Origin of the sequence: Pseudarthrobacter sp. NPDC080039, from assembly GCF_040702335.1 — a bacterium.
Classification (GTDB): Bacteria; Actinomycetota; Actinomycetes; order Actinomycetales; family Micrococcaceae; genus Arthrobacter; species Arthrobacter enclensis_A.
Map to the genome: position 1 here is coordinate 17,036 of NZ_JBFBKY010000015.1, position 17,594 is coordinate 34,629.

Annotated in this window: 15 protein-coding genes; 11 read left to right on the forward strand and 4 right to left on the reverse strand. The window is 62.2% G+C overall.

Annotation, left to right across the window (positions count from 1 at the left end; all coding sequences use genetic code 11):
• Positions 1-7 precede the first annotated feature (7 nt).
• Both AB0313_RS15295 and AB0313_RS15300 read right to left on the reverse strand, forming a co-directional pair.
• Positions 8-973: a hydroxymethylglutaryl-CoA lyase gene (locus AB0313_RS15295; protein ID WP_366306530.1), complete on the reverse strand. Its 966-nt coding sequence runs from the start codon at positions 971-973 to the stop codon at positions 8-10.
• Positions 974-1,025: 52 nt separating this feature from the next.
• The gene (locus AB0313_RS15300; RefSeq protein WP_366306532.1) at positions 1,026-2,264 is read right to left on the reverse strand and encodes a CoA transferase; all 1,239 of its coding nucleotides are present in this window, start codon (positions 2,262-2,264) and stop codon (positions 1,026-1,028) included.
• A gap of 258 nt (positions 2,265-2,522) precedes the next feature.
• Here AB0313_RS15300 and AB0313_RS15305 point away from each other — a divergent pair, with 258 nt between their 5' ends.
• The 6 genes from AB0313_RS15305 to AB0313_RS15330 all read left to right on the forward strand — a co-directional run bounded on the left by AB0313_RS15305 (position 2,523) and on the right by AB0313_RS15330 (position 9,538).
• Complete coding sequence (locus tag AB0313_RS15305) at positions 2,523-4,004, forward strand: aldehyde dehydrogenase (protein ID WP_366306534.1); 1,482 nt, start codon at positions 2,523-2,525, stop codon at positions 4,002-4,004.
• An 18-nt stretch (positions 4,005-4,022) separates the two neighbouring features.
• Positions 4,023-5,207, forward strand: coding sequence for an LLM class flavin-dependent oxidoreductase (locus tag AB0313_RS15310; protein WP_366306536.1), 1,185 nt, complete (start codon positions 4,023-4,025; stop codon positions 5,205-5,207).
• 130 nt (positions 5,208-5,337) lie between these two features.
• A complete protein-coding gene (locus AB0313_RS15315) occupies positions 5,338-6,327 on the forward strand; it encodes an AraC family transcriptional regulator (protein WP_307311382.1) in 990 nt (329 codons plus the stop codon).
• Positions 6,328-6,357: 30 nt separating this feature from the next.
• Complete coding sequence (gene leuC / locus AB0313_RS15320) at positions 6,358-7,758, forward strand: 3-isopropylmalate dehydratase large subunit (RefSeq protein WP_366306538.1); 1,401 nt, start codon at positions 6,358-6,360, stop codon at positions 7,756-7,758.
• Positions 7,759-7,767: 9 nt separating this feature from the next.
• Positions 7,768-8,358 carry a 3-isopropylmalate dehydratase small subunit gene (leuD, locus tag AB0313_RS15325; RefSeq protein ID WP_366306540.1) on the forward strand — a complete coding sequence of 197 codons (591 nt, stop codon included), beginning with the start codon at positions 7,768-7,770 and terminating at the stop codon, positions 8,356-8,358.
• Positions 8,359-8,395: 37 nt separating this feature from the next.
• Positions 8,396-9,538, forward strand: a complete 1,143-nt coding sequence (locus AB0313_RS15330; protein ID WP_366306542.1) for an LLM class flavin-dependent oxidoreductase — start codon at positions 8,396-8,398, stop codon at positions 9,536-9,538.
• A 554-nt stretch (positions 9,539-10,092) separates the two neighbouring features.
• Here AB0313_RS15330 and AB0313_RS15335 read toward each other — a convergent pair.
• Together AB0313_RS15335 and AB0313_RS15340 are read right to left on the reverse strand one after the other, a co-directional pair.
• Positions 10,093-10,767, reverse strand: coding sequence for an SDR family NAD(P)-dependent oxidoreductase (locus AB0313_RS15335; RefSeq protein WP_366306544.1), 675 nt, complete (start codon positions 10,765-10,767; stop codon positions 10,093-10,095).
• A gap of 171 nt (positions 10,768-10,938) precedes the next feature.
• The gene (locus AB0313_RS15340; protein WP_366306546.1) at positions 10,939-11,679 is read right to left on the reverse strand and encodes a DeoR/GlpR family DNA-binding transcription regulator; all 741 of its coding nucleotides are present in this window, start codon (positions 11,677-11,679) and stop codon (positions 10,939-10,941) included.
• 320 nt (positions 11,680-11,999) lie between these two features.
• Between AB0313_RS15340 and AB0313_RS15345 the strand changes: the two genes are divergently transcribed.
• From AB0313_RS15345 to AB0313_RS15365, 5 genes are read left to right on the forward strand one after another with little or no spacing between them, the layout of a single operon-like run.
• Positions 12,000-12,911 (forward strand): autoinducer 2 ABC transporter substrate-binding protein, encoded by a 912-nt coding sequence (locus AB0313_RS15345; RefSeq protein WP_366306548.1) that lies wholly within the window; start codon positions 12,000-12,002, stop codon positions 12,909-12,911.
• Positions 12,912-12,921: 10 nt separating this feature from the next.
• Complete coding sequence (locus tag AB0313_RS15350; RefSeq protein ID WP_366306550.1) at positions 12,922-14,478, forward strand: sugar ABC transporter ATP-binding protein; 1,557 nt, start codon at positions 12,922-12,924, stop codon at positions 14,476-14,478.
• Positions 14,475-15,518, forward strand: a complete 1,044-nt coding sequence (locus AB0313_RS15355; protein WP_366306552.1) for an ABC transporter permease — start codon at positions 14,475-14,477, stop codon at positions 15,516-15,518. Before AB0313_RS15350 ends, AB0313_RS15355 begins: the two co-directional genes overlap by 4 nt.
• Positions 15,515-16,585, forward strand: coding sequence for an ABC transporter permease (locus AB0313_RS15360; RefSeq protein ID WP_366306554.1), 1,071 nt, complete (start codon positions 15,515-15,517; stop codon positions 16,583-16,585). Before AB0313_RS15355 ends, AB0313_RS15360 begins: the two co-directional genes overlap by 4 nt.
• A 4-nt stretch (positions 16,586-16,589) precedes the next feature.
• Positions 16,590-17,591, forward strand: coding sequence for a dihydroxyacetone kinase subunit DhaK (locus AB0313_RS15365; RefSeq protein WP_366306556.1), 1,002 nt, complete (start codon positions 16,590-16,592; stop codon positions 17,589-17,591).
• Positions 17,592-17,594: the final 3 nt, after the last annotated feature.

The following is a 17,594-nucleotide window of genomic DNA, read 5'->3' on the forward strand; positions in this document are numbered from 1 at the left end:
TTCGATTTCAGACAGCGGTGGGGATGGATGCGTAGGTAAAGCCGATGCGCGGCGCGCACTTGCTGAGGGCGGAGTTGAGGCTGCGCCCCAGGAAGCCGGAGACCAGGGAGCCGGCGGCCGCCAGCTCCTCAAGGTCCAGTCCCGTGGAGACGCCGATGTCCTCCAGGAAATTGACCAGGTCTTCGGTGGCCAGGTTGCCGCTGGCTCCCGGGGCGAAGGGGCAGCCGCCCAGGCCGCCAACGGCGGCGTCGAAGTCAGTGACGCCGACCAGCAGCGCGGCCAGGACGTTCGCCATCGCGGTGTCGCGGGTGTTGTGCAGGTGGAGTCCGACGGCGGCTTCCGGGCAGAGCGGGCGCACCGTTTGGACCAGTGCCAGGACGCGGTCCGGGGTGGCTGTGCCGATGGTGTCCGCCAGGGTCAGGCGGTCGGCACCGGCGCCGAACAGTTTGGCGGTAATGCCGGCAACGGCTTCTGGCGGGGTGGGCCCGTCGAACGGGCAGTCAAAGGCCGTGGCGATGATCACTTCGCAGATACCGCCGGCGGCGTGGACCAGCTCGATAATCGCCTTGCCCGCTTCCACTGATTCCTGCACGCTCTTTCCGGCGTTGGCCCGGGCATGGCCCTCGGAGGCGGAGATGACGTACTGGAGGTGGTTGACTCCGGCGGCGAGTGCTCTTTTGGCCCCACCGTAGCCGGCCACCAGTGCGCAGAATTCGATTTCCGGCCAGCGGCGCAGTTCCCGGGCCAGTTCGGGGGCGTCCGCGAGGGCCGGGACGGCCGAGGGTGAGACGAAGCTGGTGACCTCGATCCGTTTTACCCCGGTCCTGGCCAGGGCGTCGATGAACTCGATCTTCTGCTGCAGGGTCAGGGGCTGCTCGAGTTGTAGGCCATCACGTGGGCCTACCTCCCGGATGTCCACGGCCCGCGGGAACTCATGTCCGGCGCTGGCGGCCAGTGATTCGAGGGTGATCATGGGTGTGGTTTCTTCTCTTCCTGTAATTCGCGGGGGGCTTGCTGGCTGCGGCTTAGATGATCCGCTGGCCGGCGAGGTTACTCAGGGCTTCGGGGTTCAGATCCAGCAGCTCGCCGTACACGTCGTCGTTGTCGTAACCGGGAGTTGCCCGGCCGGCCCAGCGGACACTCCCCGGTGAGCCGGCGAACTTGGGCACGACACCGGGTCCCAGGACGCTGCGGCCCAGCCGCTCGTCGTCGTGCTCCACGAACATGCGCCGGTGCCGCAACTGCGGGTCCTTGACCACCTCGGCGATGGTGTTGACGGGTCCGTTGACCACACCGGCTTCGTCGAGGAACTTCAAGAGATCGGCGGCGTCATAGGTGCGGGCCCAATCGCCGACCAGCTCGTCCAGGCTGTCTTGGTTAATCCCGCGGGAAACGTGGTCCACATAGCGCGGATCGGTAGCCAACTCGGGGCAGTTCATGGCCTGGCAGAGGCGCGCGAACAGCGTGTCCTGGTTGGCAGCAATGATCACCGGCAGCCCGTCCCGGCTCATGTAGACGTTGGATGGTGCGATCCCATCCAGCCGGGTCCCCGAGGGCTGCCGCACGACGCCGGCGCAGTCGTAATCGGGGATCGTGGACTCCAGGAGGGCAAGGCATGATTCCGTCAATGCCACATCAACGATGTCGCCATGGCCGCTCTCCTGGCGACGCACCAACGCTGCCAGGACACCCTGCACGGCGAACATGCCGGCAAACGAGTCACCAAGGGACAGTGCGATGCGTGGCGGCAGCTGGCCCGGGTAGCCGTTGAGCGCACGGAACCCGCTGATGCCCTCCGCGACGGAGGCGTATCCGGGTTTATGGGCATCCGGCCCGTCCTGCCCATACCCGGACACCCTCGCAATGACAAGGCGCGGATTGACTTCCTGCAGCACCGTGGGGCCTATCCCCCACTTCTCCAAGGTGCCGGGCTTGAAGTTCTCCACGATCACATCCGACTTCGCGGCCAGTTCCTTCAGCAGTTCCACGCCCTGAGGCGTTCGCAGGTTCAGCGTGATGCACTTCTTGTTCCGTGCATGCACGGTCCAGAACAACCGGTGCCCGTCCACCTCGCCCTGTCCCCAGGTGCGAAGGGGATCAGGCCGGTCCGGCGTCTCGATCTTGATGACCTCGGCGCCCATGTCGGCCAGGAGCCGGCCTGCAAAAGGACCGGCAACCAAGGTCCCCAGTTCCAGGACCCGGACGCCGGCCAGGGGCCCTCGGGCGGCTTCCGGGTCCTCATGCTCGTGGTGAATGTTTGGCATGTCTACTCCATCTCCCCGCCTGTGACGGGCTTCACATCTGATCTCGAGGCTCAACGCTAGGTGCCGGAAACAGGGTGCGGCCAGCCTCTGACGGCAGCCCGATAGCCAAAAAAAGCAGGAAGTGAAACGGTCCTCAGAGTCTGCAGTGAACGGATATCCGCGCGGCACTCAGCGGCTAGTGTGAGCTGGGCCATAGTTTGTAGTGTCTTTCATCAGCGCCGCCAAAGACGGTGGCAAACGCACTGAGAAAGGCACTTCATGTCAACCACTGCGCGGGAACAGTTTCCCCTATATATCGACGGCGAATTCCGCGAAGGCGCTGGCGGACAGACCTTCGAGACCGTCAACCCCTACACCGGACAGGTATGGGCCGACGTGGCCGAGGGTACGGTGGAGGACATCGACGCCGCCGTCGCCAGCGCACGCGCTGCACTGTCCGGCCCCTGGGGCCAGATGACAGGAAACCAGCGCAGTGCGCTCCTGCGCCGCCTCGGCGACCTCGTCGCCGAACACGCCGAAGAGCTCGCGACGCTTGAGGTCAACGACTCCGGCAAGCTCTATAAGGAAATGGTCGGCCAGACCCGTTTCCTGCCGCACTGGTACTACTACTTCGCCGGGCTGGCAGACAAGGTGGAGGGCCGTCAGATCCCCACCTCCAACCCCAACTACCTTGTCTACACGCGCCGCGAACCCGTAGGCGTGGTCGGCGCCATTACGCCCTGGAACTCCCCCCTGCTGCTGCTGACCTTCAAACTCGCACCGGCACTGGCCGCAGGCTGCACCTTCGTGGTCAAGCCCAGCGAGCACTCCCCCGCGTCCACGGCATACTTCGCCCGCCTGCTGGACGAGGCCGGCTTCCCCGCCGGCGTCTTCAATGTGGTCACCGGGGAAAGCCGGGAACTCGGCAAGGCACTCGCGGCCCACCCGGGAGTGGACAAAGTAGCCTTCACCGGCTCCACAGCCACCGGGGCGCGCGTGGCACAGGCCGCCGGTGCCAACATCAACAAAGTCACCCTTGAATTGGGCGGCAAGAGCCCGCAGGTGGTGTTCCCCGACGCCGACCTCAACGCAGCTGCCAACGGACTGCTGGCCGGCGTCTTCGCTGCCACCGGCCAGACCTGCATGGCCGGGTCCCGCCTGATCGTGCACGAATCAGTCCACGATGAACTCGTGGAACTGGTAGTCCAGCGCGCCAACAACATCAAGCTCGGCGACCCCACCGATCCGGAGACCCAAATGGGCCCGGTGGCCAACGGCCCGCAGTACGACAAGGTGATGGGCTACCTCAAGATCGCCCGCGACGAGGGCGGCACCATCGCCTGCGGCGGCGAAACCCCCGAGGACCTGGGCGGCTACTTCATCCGCCCCACGGTCATCACCGGCGTGAACAAGGACTCCACCGTCGTCAAGGAAGAAGTCTTTGGCCCGGTGCTGTCCGTCTACACCTTCAAGGACGAGGCAGAGGCCGTCGCCCTGGCCAACGACACCGAATACGGTCTCGCCGGGGCTGTCTGGACCAAGGACATCCACCGCGGCCACCGCGTCGCCGGCGCCATCAAAGCAGGCACCGTCTGGATCAACGCCTACCGCGTGGTGGCGCCGGAGGTTCCGTTCGGCGGCTTCGGCTCCTCCGGCGTCGGACGCGAAAACGGCATTGACGCCGTGAACGAATACACCGAATCAAAAGCCGTGTGGGTTGAACTCACAGGCGGCACCCGCGATCCCTTCAAGCTCGGCTAAACCACAAAGGAAACCATCATGACTGCAACCGCTGAACGCATAAAGAACGAAGAGGGCCTCTTCCCCACGGCCCCGCGGCCCGACTCCGAAACGAAGCCGGTGGCGGACCGCACTACCACCAACCCCATTTTCAACAATCAGAAACTCAAGCTGGGCCTCTTCGGCACCAACTGCTCCCACGGTCTGACCATCTCCCACGTGGAAACCACCTACGAAACCTCCTGGGAACACACCAAGGCCATCGCCCAGCAGGCCGACCGGATGGGATTCGAAGCCCTGGTCCCGATTGCCCGCTGGCGCGGATTCGGCGGCACCACCAACTTCAACGGCAACAGCTTCGAAACCTACACCTGGGCGGCCGGCCTGGCCGAGGCCACCAAGAACATCGGTGTCTTCGCCACGAGCCACCTTCCCACCGTGCACCCGGTGATGGCCGCCAAGATGGCCACCACCATCGACCGGATCTCCGGTGGCCGGTTCGGCGTCAACCTTGTGATGGGCTGGTTCGCCCCTGAAATGGAGATGTTCGGCCAGAAGCAGGGCGAGCACGACGACAAGTACCGCCAGGGCCAGGAGTGGGTGGACTTCGCCAAGAAGGCCTGGACCGAACCCGGCCTGTTCGACTTCGAAGGCGATTTTTACAACTCCCAGCGTGTGGAGTCCTACCCCAAACCGCACCAGGGCCCCTACCCGGCCCTGATCAACGCCGGGAACTCGTCCGCGGGCATGGCCTTCTCGGCCCGGAACGTGGACGTCAACTTCGCAGCGCTCGACACGATCGAGAACATGAAGAGCTACAGCGACGAGATTCGTGGCATGGCGCGCGAGGAGTTCAACCGGTCCCTGGACGTCATGACCTATGGACTGGTGGTGGTCCGGGACACCGAGAAGGAAGCCAAGGCGGCGTTCCAGGAGGTCCTCGACAAGGGCGACTACGATGCCGCGGAGAACGTCACCTCCCTCATGGGCATGCAGAGCCAGTCCTTCCGCGCCCAGATCGAACAGTTCAAGGAACGCTTCGTGGCAGGCTGGGCCGGCTACCCGATCGTCGGAACCCCCGACCAGGTCACCGAGCAGCTGGCGGCGGTTAACGACGCCGGCATGGGCGGCTTCATCATGGGAATGATCGATTACAACGAGGAACTGAAGTACTTCGATGAGAACGTCATGCCCCTGCTGAAGGAAGCCGGCCTGCGCCACTGAGCCTGTTGTGTCCGGGCTGCCCGGTTCGCCGGCAGCCCGGACCTTGCAGCAGGCCTCCCGATTACCCCGCCCATCCGCTTAAAATGGACCCGCAGCGCTCCCATCGAGCAACAGTGTCAATGAGGCCACTATGAACGCAACCTCCAAACCGCTGAACAACTTCCCCGTCCTCCACACCCGGGACCTTGATCAGGCCCGGGAAGCGGTCAGCGACGTCTACCTTCCGCATCAACTCACCCGCGCCTCCGCCGGACCCATGGAGATGACGCTGAACGCCTGCGGAAACCGTGGCGTGACGATCGGATACCTGACGTACCAGGCGGAAACGACTCTGCGTATGCCGGCGCCGGAAGAGTTCTACCACCTGAACCTGACGACGGCGGGCCACACCTTCGGAGCCCGCGAAGACGGCCGCCGCGCCGAGACAGGCGCCGGAGCAAGCGGTTTGCTGCTGATGCCGGACCGGGACTGCACCGTCACATGGTCTCCCGACGCTGAACAACTTATCCTGCGTTTTTCCCGGACACGGCTGGAAAACCATGCCGCGGACCTGCTGGGCCAGAATATTGGAGAACCTGTGGAATTCGACTTCGGCGTCGACCTCACAACGGCCCGCGGCCGAAGCCTGCTGGCCTCGGCCGAATTCATGGCGGCGGAGATGAACCGGGTCGGCGGGATCGCGGACAACCCGCTCATCGTCGAACAGCTGGAATCCTTTGTCATGAGCAACCTGCTGCTGGCGGTGCCAAACACCTACACGAACACCCTTGATGCGCCGGCCCCCACAGTGAACCTGGGAAGGCTGAAACCCGTGGTGGACTTCATGGAAGCCAACGCTGACGAGGCCATCAGCCCCGCCGAGCTGGCGCGCGTGGGGCACATGAGCATCCGCACCCTGCACGCCTCCTTCCAACAGGTGCTGCAAACCACCCCTATGGACTACCTCCGCAGGATACGCATGGAACGGGTACGCACCGAACTTATTTCCAACCCCGATCCCGAGCTGAAAATCACCGATCTTGCCGCCCGCTGGGGCTTCTACCACCCCAGCCGGTTCGCTGCCCGCTACCGCGAAACCTACGGCGAACTCCCCAGCGAAACCGTGCTCCGCCACCGGTAACCCACCTCCCCTCACCCGAAAGCGACATTAATGGGATACACCCTTGCCCAAAAAGTCTGGAACCGGCACATCGTCCGTCAGGAAGACGGAGCGCCGGACCTTCTCTACATCGACCTGCACCTGGTCAACGAGGTCACCAGCCCGCAGGCCTTCGAGGGCCTGCGCCTGTCCGGGCGCACGGTCCGGCGGCCCGACCTCACCCTGGCCATGGAAGACCACAACATCCCCACCACCGACCTCCTGAAACCCATCGCCGATCCGGTATCCGCTCTGCAGATCCAGACCCTCCGGCAGAACTGCCAGGAATTCGGCGTCCGGCTCTTCACCATGGGCCACCGGGAACAGGGCATCGTCCACGTGGTCGGGCCGCAGCTCGGACTGACCCAGCCAGGCATGACCATCGTCTGCGGCGACTCGCACACCTCCACCCACGGCGCCTTCGGAGCGTTGGCCTTCGGCATCGGAACCAGCGAAGCGGAACACGTCCTTGCCACGCAGACGCTTTCCGCCAAGCCGTTCAGGACCATGGCCGTAAACATCGACGGCGAACTCGCTCCAGGGGTCAGCTCCAAGGACGTGATCCTGGCCCTCATCGCACAGATCGGAACCGGTGGGGGCCAGGGCTACGTCCTGGAATACCGCGGTTCGGCCGTGGCCGCGATGTCCATGGAAGCCCGCATGACCATGTGCAACATGTCGATCGAAGCAGGGGCACGGGCCGGACTTATAGCCCCCGACCAGGTCACGCTGGACTATGTCCGGGGCCGCAAGCACGCCCCCGCCGGGCAGGACTGGGAAGAGGCCTCAGCCTACTGGCTCAGTCTGGCCAGTGATGCGGACGCCCGCTACGACGCGGAAGTGACCCTCCGGGCCGCGGACATCGCCCCCTTCGTCACGTGGGGCACAAACCCCGCCCAAGGGACACCCGTCTCCGGCTCGGTCCCCTTCCCCGAGAATTTCACCGATGCCAAGGAACAGGCGGCAGCCGAACGCGCCCTGGCCTACATGGGGCTCGAACCCGGAACGCTGATGCGGGACATCACGGTCGACTCCGTCTTCCTCGGCTCCTGCACCAACGGACGCATCGAAGACCTGCGCGCGGCGGCGGAAGTTCTTCGCGGGCGAAGCGTCAAGAGCGGGTTGCGGATGCTCGTGGTACCCGGCTCCATGAGGGTCAAGGTCCAGGCCGAAGCGGAAGGACTGGACCGGATCTTCCTGGATGCCGGCGCCGAATGGAGGTTCGCGGGCTGCTCCATGTGCCTGGGCATGAACCCTGACCAAGTGGGGCCGGGACAGCGCTGCGCGTCAACGTCCAACCGGAACTTCGAAGGCCGCCAAGGCCAGGGCAGCCGGACACACCTGGTGTCCCCTGTGGTTGCGGCAGCCACGGCAATCCGGGGAACCATATCCACCCCCGCCGACCTCAACTAAAGGACACCCGTGCAGAAGTTTTCAACACACACCGGGACCGGAATCCCGTTGCGCCGGACGAACGTGGACACCGACCAGATCATCCCCTCGACGTTCCTGAAGAGGATCACCCGAACCGGGTTTGAAGATGCCCTCTTCGCCCAATGGCGGAAAGACCCTTCCTTTGTCCTCAACCGGCCCGCCTACCGGTCAGGATCGGTCCTGGTGGCCGGAGCCGACTTCGGAACCGGATCATCCCGGGAGCACGCGGTCTGGGCTCTCCTGGACTACGGCATCAGGGTGGTCGTTTCTTCCCGGTTCGCGGATATCTTCCGCGGAAACTCGGGCAAGGCGGGGCTGCTGGCTGCCCAGGTGTCCGAAGCGGACCTTGCTCTTCTCTGGGATGCGCTGGAATCGTACCCCGGCGCGGAAGTCCGCGTGGACCTGCCGGACCAGCGCATCAACTGCGCGCACCTGACAGTCCCGTTCGACGTCGACCCTTATGTGAAGTGGCGGCTCGAAAGGGGCTATGACGACATCAGCCTGACCGAACAGCATTCCAGTCTCATCACGGCCTTCGAAACATCCCGCCCCAGTTTCATGCCCACCTGTTCGAGCTGAACACCATCCAAACCAACCAAACGACGGAGACCCCATAATGACCATGGCCGCCCATGAACTCGACACCTTCGGCAAGGGAGCCGTTGCCCTCGAGTCAACCCCCATAATGAATGACCAAAAGATGAAGCTCGGCCTGTTCGCCTTCAACTGCAGCGGCGGGATGGTGATGAGCAACGCGCCCACGACCTTTCGGGTGACGTGGGAGCAGCAAAAGAAAATCGCCCAACTCGCGGACCGTATCGGTTTCGAAGCACTGGTGCCGGTTGCACGCTGGCGCGGCTTTGGCGGGGAGACGAACTTCAACGGCGTCTGCTACGAAACGTTCACGTGGGCGGCGGGCCTTGCCGAAGCCACCGAAAACATCCAGATCTTCACCACCACCCACGTCCCGACCGTGCACCCCATCGTCGGGGCCAAGATGGCCACCACCATTGACCACATTTCCGAGGGCAGGTACGGCATCAACGTGGTCATGGGCTGGTTCCCGCCGGAAATGGAGATGTTTGGCGGCAAGCAGCGCGAGCACGACGACCGCTACCGCTTCGGCAGTGAGTGGCTTGATTTCGCCCAGGAACTGTGGACCAAGGATGGCTCGTTCGATTTCGAGGGCGAGTACTTCCAGGCGAACCGCGTGGAAGCCTACCCCAAGCCGTTGAGCGGCCCGCGCCCAGCGCTGATCAACGCCGGATCTTCGCCTGCCGGTCTGGAGTTTTCCGCAAAGTACGTGGATGTGAACCTTACCGCGCTGGACAGCCTCGAGAGCATGAAGGAACACTCGGACAAGATCAAGGGCGTCGCCCGGGACAAGTACAACCGCAACATCCAAGTGATGACCTATGCCCTGGTGGTGTGCCGCGATACCGAAGAAGAAGCCAAGGCCGTGCACCGGCGCATCATCGATGAAGGTGACTGGGACGGTGCCCGCAACGTCATGAGCGCTCTGGGAATGGAGAGCCAGTCATTCCAGGCGCAGATCGAGAAGTTCCAGGAACGGTTCATCGCAGGATGGGGCGGGATCAACATCGTGGGCACCCCGGAGCAGGTGGTTCAGCAGTTCCAGGAACTCTCCGATGCGGGCATGGACGGGGCGATCCTCGGCTTCCTCGACTACGCCGAGGAACTTGAGCACTTCAACGAGAAGGTCATGCCGCTGCTGCGCGAAGCAGGCCTCCGATACTAGCCGGCCTCCGCCTACACGCAGATGGGAAGGCCGCTCCGTCATGGAGTTGCCTTCCCATCTCTCAACTCACCAGAAAGGACCACTGATCCCCGCTAAGTCGTTATGAATCTCGGCCGTTGCCCCCGTATTGGTTCCCACTCCGAGACATATTTCGCCAGCCCTCTCGCGCAACCAGCTGCTTGTTAGAGAGCACCTCAGCTATCGGGAGGCTGAACTACAGCCCCAGCTGACACACGGCTTTCTTGCCTGGTCCTCGGAACAACGGGACGTATCTATCTCTGAAGGAGAAGTCAGGTCCGCAATTTTCATTGGTTATCCGCCGAGGCTGCTGCCAGGGGCCAACCCAGCCGCTCCCAATTTCGGCCGGGGATGACCTGAATTGACCCGAACCCTGGACGGATCATAGGCGCCCTAAGCTCCGATCGCCTGGCCAGCAAATATGGTCTTGTTCGGTTTGGGCGACGGCAGTGATGCGTCTCTGGCTCTGAGTGACGACGGGGTCTACGGCCTGGTCTCGAAGTCAGTGGGACAACGTGGATCGCCGATAGCGCCTTTTACTCTCTGCCGTCCTCGAGCGGGATAAGCATAGTGCGGAACGGACCGTCGACGGTGTGGAGGTCCCAAATGCGATCGGCGACGTCGCCGATGCCATTGACGAGCTGAAGCTTGGGAATGCCCCCGGGGATCACGAGTTGCGCCACACGTATGCCCTCAGCCTCGAGTGCGTCGTGGAGCATCTCACCGTAGGCGCTTTCGGCCGGGAACGCGATGGATGTGCCTGCGAAGTCGGGGCGCGCCTGCACCGAGGTTCCGCCGTTGATCAGGATGATGCTGCCGCGTCCTGCTTCGCGCATCGCTGGTAGCACTGTACGTACTGCGTGAATGAGTCCGAGGGCCGAGAACCGCACTGCTTCCAGCGCAAGCTCGGGAGTGATGTTGAGTACCGGCTTCAGGTAATCGCGCGACGGGAGTGGGCTGTATTGCAGCGTGGTGATGGGGCCAAGCTCTGCCGCCGCGCGTGCAAGGGCATCCTCAAGGGCTTCCGGTACCAACACGTCCGCGGCGTAACCACGCGCGTTCAAACCGCTGGCATTGAGCTCTGCAGCCATAGCGTCAAGTTTCGACTGGTTCCTCGAGATAAGTGCTATGGCGAAACCTTCGCGCCCAAACCGTCGCGCAACTGCCGCTCCGAGTCCGGGTCCCGCTCCGACGATAGCTATAACAGACACGGTGAGTTCCTTCGCTTGATTGATTATCTTAAGACTGGGGCCGCCAGGTCGCCCACCCCTTGTCGGCATCATCACACCCGACCCCTGTGACTCTAGTTCACGCCTTCACTGCTCGCGGGCGGCGTCCTCGGCCGTTGATGACTCGTTCGGCGGACAGGGCGCCTCGGCCTGCTAGTTTTGGGCGTTGACCCTGATAAGGGGAACCGGGCAGGCCGCTGCCCGGATGGGGTCGAGGGTGTCGTCAGTGATACCAGCAGTGAAGTCTTCGAATCCGAAGACTTTGAAGAGGGCTTCGCGGCCAAATTTGGTGCTGTCAGCAACGAAAAAGGCCTGTGCGGCGATGGACTTCATTTTGCGTTTGAGCTCGACTTGGTAGCTGGACATCGCGTATATGCCATCGTCGGAGACACCTTCTGCACCAAAGATTGCCACATTCACACGCAGGTTTTCGATCTGCTGCAAGGAGGTGGGTCCCCACATGGAGGTGGTTGCGGGTAGCAGTTCTCCGCCAACGAAGACGAGATTGACGTCCGGGTTCCCGGCCAGTTCGATCCCAACCCTAAGATCATGCGTTACGACAGTCAGTCGCATTCGTCGAAGGTGTCGGGCAACTTCGATGCAAGTTGTTCCGCCATCGAGTAGGACGGTCTGGTTCTCGTGCAGACGCTGTGCCATTGCTGCCCCGATGGCTCGCTTCTCCGCCAGATGAGACGCGCTGCCCGCTGGCTCCCTCTGCATCGCCCCGAAAGGTGCGGCCCCTCCGTGGGTACGCATTACCAAGCCTTTCGCTGCAAGGCGCTCCAGGTCGCGACGGATGGTTGAAGCGTCGACGTCAAACATGCCGGCCAAGCTCGCCACGCTTTGGAAGCCATGTTCTTCAACGAGTTCGACGATTCGTTCCCGACGCGTCATCACGTCCCCTTCTATTGGTTGATCCACAGATTAGCATTAGTTGCTGCACGCTATCGAGCAATCGGTTGCGCGTTTTATGCATGATTATGTGAGATGCACTCGACATCGTGTATCTGTAGGTGCTTAGATGTGCATCGGATCACACGAACGTGCATCCCAACGATTTCTCCGATCACAAGGAAGTGGCCATGAATTTCAAGCGGACCTCGACAGCGGTGGCGGCGTGTATGTCGATAGTGCTTCTCTCAGCGTGTGGCTCTGTTAACGGCGGCAGCTCTGCCACGGCGGGGGCCGGGTCAAAGGACCTGAAGCCTTCGGACATGAGCATGGTGACGGTTGTGAAGCTAAAGGGCATCGCCTGGTTCGACCGAATGGAAACAGGCGTCAAGGACTACGCGAAGCGCACCGGTATTGATGCACGCGAAGAAGGCGCAAGCGACGTCAGCCCGGAAAAGCAGATCCAGATCGTCCAGGACCTGATCGCGCAGAAGCCCACGGCCATCACGGTGGTGCCTAACTCCCCGGAAGCACTGTCCAATGTCCTCGCCGAGGCCAAAGCAAAAGGTATCGTCACCGTTTCCCACGAGGCCACCGGCATCAAGAACGTCGACGCGGACATTGAAGCGTTCGATAACGCCGCATACGGCCAGAAGATCATGAAGAGCCTGGGCGAGTGCATGAAGGGCCAGGGCGAATACGTACAGTTCGTCGGCGGCCTGACAGCTAAAACCCACATGGAATGGGTCGGTGCAGCGCACGACGTCCAGGTGAAGGACTTCCCCGACATGAAGAGGGTCGAGGATCCTATTGAGAGCACCGATAACGAAAACGCCGCCTACCAGAAGGCTAAGGAAGTCCTCGCCAAGCACCCTAACATCAAGGGATTCGAGGGTTCAGCCGGCAATGACGTACCCGGTATTGCGCGCGCCGTTGAGGAAGCCGGTTTGACCGGCAAGGTGTGCGTCATGGGCACTTCCATCCCGTCTGCTGCCGCCAAGTATCTGGCCAACGGCAGCATCCAGAAGATCTTCTTCTGGGACCCGGCTCTCGCCGGTCAGGCTCAGCTTGAGACTGCCCGTATCATCGCCACGGGCGGAAAGATCCAGGAAGGCACAGACCTGGGCATCGAGGGATACCACCACCTGACCAAGCTCAAGGGCTACGACAACGTCTACCTCGGTGACGCTGCCATCGAAGCCGATGCCCAGAGCGCGAAGCAATACAATTTCTGATCTCCGCGGTGTGGGCGGCACCACCGCCCACACCTCATGGAAAGGAACGAGTGCTTTGAACGCAGCAAAACCAGATCAACGCGTCCCCATCCTCTCGGTGCGTGACATCGTGAAGACCTTCGGCGGCGTGAAGGCTCTGGACAAGGTGTCGCTCGAGGTTTATCCGGGCGAAGTTCTCTGCCTGGCGGGTGAAAACGGGTGCGGCAAGTCCACACTCATCAAAATCATCTCCGGCGCCGAACGCCCTGATTCCGGCAGCATCACCATCGACGGGGTAACCCACACGGCTATGGACACGACCAATGCCATCAAACAGGGAATCCAGGTCATCTATCAGGACTTTTCGCTCTTCCCAAGCCTGAGCGTGGCTGAGAACATCGCGATAACGTCCTCCGTCGCCGGCCGGCGGAGGACCTTCAGCCCCCGGCAAGCACGTGAGGCTGCCGCGGCAGTCACAAACGATCTCGGCTTGGATATTGATCTGGACGCAACAGTTGACGAACTCTCCGTCGCTGACAAGCAACTCACAGCGATCTGCCGCGCCCTGAACAGCAACGCTCGCCTCCTCATCATGGATGAGCCCACGACGGCGCTGACGCACACTGAGGTTAACAGGCTGCTCGACGTTGTAGAGCGGTTGCGCGCGCGTCAGGTAGGGCTCATCTTTGTGTCGCACAAACTCGACGAGGTACTCCAGGTCTCTCAACGCGTCACGATCCTGCGGTCGGGCAAGCATGTGATTACTGCCCCGGCCGTAGGTCTGACACCCCGAGTCATTGCAGAACACATGACGGGACGGGAACTGGATGAGACGCGGAACGTCACCGAGCTGGACCCTGCTGCGGAAAGGGTCCTGGAAGTCGAGGGCCTCGAACTCGCGGGGGCATACACCTCCGTTTCGTTCTCGGTACGACGGGGTGAAATACTCGGTCTGACCGGTCTGCTGGGTTCAGGGCGCACCGAGATCGCCGAATCCCTCTTTGGAGCGCTTCCACCTGACGCCGGCACGGTGAAGGTGGCGGGAAAGCTGATACGCCTGCGCCGTATCCAGGATGCGATTACGGCAGGTATCGGTTACGTCCCAGAAGACCGCCTGACACAGGGTCTTTTCCTCGACAAGCCGATCGCCGACAACATCATCGCCAGTTCACCGGACCTTCACGTAAACCGGGGTCGACTACTGAACCGCCGCGCGGTCAAGGAGACGATCGACGGATTGTTCGCTCGGCTGCGGGTCAAGGCACCCAACGTCCAGGCACCCGTGAGAACACTGTCCGGAGGAAACGCCCAACGCGTCGTCCTGGCCAAATGGCTTGCCAGACAACCCCAGGTGCTCATCCTCAACGGACCGACCGTCGGAGTCGATGTGGGATCGAAAGCAGAAATCCTCAGCATCCTCCGGGCCGAGGCAGCCTCAGGGAAGGGAATCATGCTGATCTCCGATGACGCACCGGAGCTGGTAGCCAGCTGCCATCGTGTTCTGGTTGTTCGGCATGGCCGGATCACCGACGTCCTCGACGGCGACGCTGTCAGCATCGAATCGATCAGGGAGAAGGTAGCAGCGTGAACCCGGTCATCAGTTCCCTGCGGCGGCTCAGAGGAGCGAACAACGAGGGAATCCTCGCCCTCGTACTAATGGCCCTTGTTATCGGCATGTCCATAGCCAACGGAACCTTTTTTACACTTCCCACCGCTTTCGCCATCCTGCGCGGATCCATCGTTCCCTTGGTCTTTGCCCTCGGCGTCCTGGTGGTCATCATCTCCGGCGGCATCGACGTGTCATTCGCTGCCGTTGCTGTTTTCGCGGCCTATAGCACCACACGCATCCTGGCGAATGGGTTTGACGCGGCAGGCGTCATTGCTGCCTTCGGAATTGCGCTTCTGATCGGCGCAGTGCTGGGGGCGGTGAATGGAGTGGTCATCTCGCGGTTCCGGCTGCCAACACTGATCGTGACCCTCGGCACTCAAGGAATTTTTAAGGGAGCCCTGCTGACCTTTATTGGCTCCCAGTACATCGCGGACCTGCCATCCTCAATGGCAGCTCTGTCCACCACAAATGTGGCTGAAGTCAGCGCGCAAAACGGTCAAGCCTACCTGCACCTTTTCATTGTCCCCGCGCTTGCATTAGCACTCCTGCTCTCGTGGATCTTGCGTCGAACCATGTTTGGACGGGCCGTCTTCGCCGTCGGCGACGACGTCGAAGCGGCTCATAGGGCCGGGTTCCGGGTAGCCCGGACCCAAATGATTGTCTATGTGCTCGTGGGGGCGATGGCCGCCCTTGGCGGTATGTTTTACGTGATCATGGGCCGCAGCGCGAGCCCCCAGCTGCTGGTTGGCAGCGAACTCGATACTATCGCGGCGGTCATGCTTGGCGGCGCGTCTATCTTTGGAGGCAGAGGGTCCGTGCTGGGCACGGTTCTGGGTGTCCTCCTGGTGCAGGTCATCAATAACAGTCTCATTCTCGCTGGCGTTCCCAGTGCCTGGCAGCGCACAGCTGTCGGCCTGCTTCTGGTACTAGGTGTTGGCGTTCAAGCGGTGGCAGCACGCCGTCGCCGGTCGCGTCGCCCCCTCAGTGCACAACCGGTTCTCTCGGAGGCAATCGCATGATCACCAACGACACTCGCGCATCGTTGCAGGAAGCTAACGCAGCGGTCGGCTCCCGATGGAGTCAGCTGCTGCAGCAGACCCGTGTCGAATCCAGTGTGGGCCGGATGGTGATGCTCCTGGTCCTCGCATTCATTATTTTTGCGGCGCTGAAACCGGCCGTTTTCCTTAGCGGAACGAACCTGCAGAACCTCGCCCTCTCATCACCCGAGGTCGGGGTGATCGCCGTCGCTATGACCCTCGCGATGCTCACCGGGGGAATTGACCTGTCCGTGGTCGCAGTCGCCAACCTCAGTGCCATCACGATCTCCACCGCTTATACCGCGCTGGGTTCCCAAGGCGAACCGCTGATACCAGTCCTTGTGGTGCTCGGCCTTCTGGTAGGGGTGGCAGGAGGAGCAGTGAACGGGCTCCTGGTCTCCAGGGTCGGAATCACGCCTATCCTCGCAACGCTCGGAACCATGCAGATCTATAACGGCCTCGCGGTCGCCTGGACCGGCGGAAAAACCCTTTACGGGTCCCCGTCAGCCCTGACGGCACTCGGCGCAGCCACCGTCAGCGGCATCCCTGTATTGTTTCTGGCCTTCCTTGCCGTGGCAGCCGTTATGGGAATCCTGCTGACCCGCACCCCGCTGGGCCTTCGTATCCAGCTTCTTGGATCCAATCCGGTGGCGGCGCGGTACTCCGGCGTGCGATCCGCACGCGTATTGATGAGCACTTACTTGATCACCGGCGCGCTCGGAGGCATTGCGGGCTTGCTCTTCATCTCCCGCAATCCCACAGCATCGGCTGATTACGGCGCCTCTTACGTCTTGCTCGTCATCGTCATCGCCGTGCTTGGAGGAACCAACCCGAATGGCGGGTTTGCCACCATCTGGGGTGTGGTCCTCGCTACGCTGACTCTCCAGGTCGTCTCAAGCGGTTTCACTGCCATTCGACTTTCATCCTACGAGTACGCAATCGCCCAAGGCCTAATCCTCATCGCTGTCATGGTCCTCGGGAACAGCAAACTCAATCTAGGCCGGTACCTTCGCCGCCGCGCCCCGTTCAACCCGCTCAAAAGGAGCTGATGAAGTGAAGAAAATCATCAATCAGCCAGAGAACTTCGTCAACGAAATGATCGAAGGAATTCTGCTGGCACACCCTGACAAAGTACGCACCCCGGGCGATGACCCGCGGATTCTGGTCCGAGCGGATGCGCCAGTCAGCGGCAAGGTCGGTATCGTCACCGGTGGTGGGTCCGGTCACCTTCCGCTGTTCAAGGGGTACGTAGGGACCGGCCTCTGTTCTGCCGTGGCGATCGGGAACGTATTCAGCTCGCCAAGCTCCCAGCAGTGCTTCGAAGCCACCAAGGCCGTCGACGGAGGTGTGGGCGTGCTCTACCTTTACGGCAACTACGGCGGCGACGTCTTCAACTTCGATCTTGCCTCCGACCTCGCCGAACTCGACGACATTGAGACGCGCACCGTGCTCGGCCGTGACGACATCGCAAGCCAACCCAAGGAACGCAAGGAAGACCGACGCGGAGTGGCGGGCATTATCTTCGCCTACAAAGCTGCAGGCGCCGCAGCCGAACGCGGCGATACCCTCGACCAGGTGGCAACCGTTGCTGAAGACGTCGTCGAAAACACGGCAACGATGGGAATCGGAATCTCCCCCACGATCCTGCCGACCACCGGGGAAGAAAGCTTCACACTCAATGACGGCGAAATGGAAATCGGGATCGGTATCCACGGCGAACCTGGCGTGCACCGGGGGGAACTGGAAACAGCCGACCAAATTACCGACCGGATCGTTGACGCCCTCGCCCAGGATCTCGATCTGGCCGCGGGCGACCAGGTAGCCGTTCTCGTCAACGGGATGGGCGCCACCCCCCTTGAAGAGCTTTACGTCATGTACCGGCGCGTTCACCAGATCCTGACCGAACGGTCCATTGACATCGCCAAAAACTACGTCGGCGAATACGCAACAAGCCTCGAAATGGCGGGAGCCTCGATCTCCCTGCTGAAGCTGAACGATGAAAGGCTCGGGCTGCTTAACGCACCCGCGTCGTCCCCCTTCTTCTTGGAGCCCTGATCA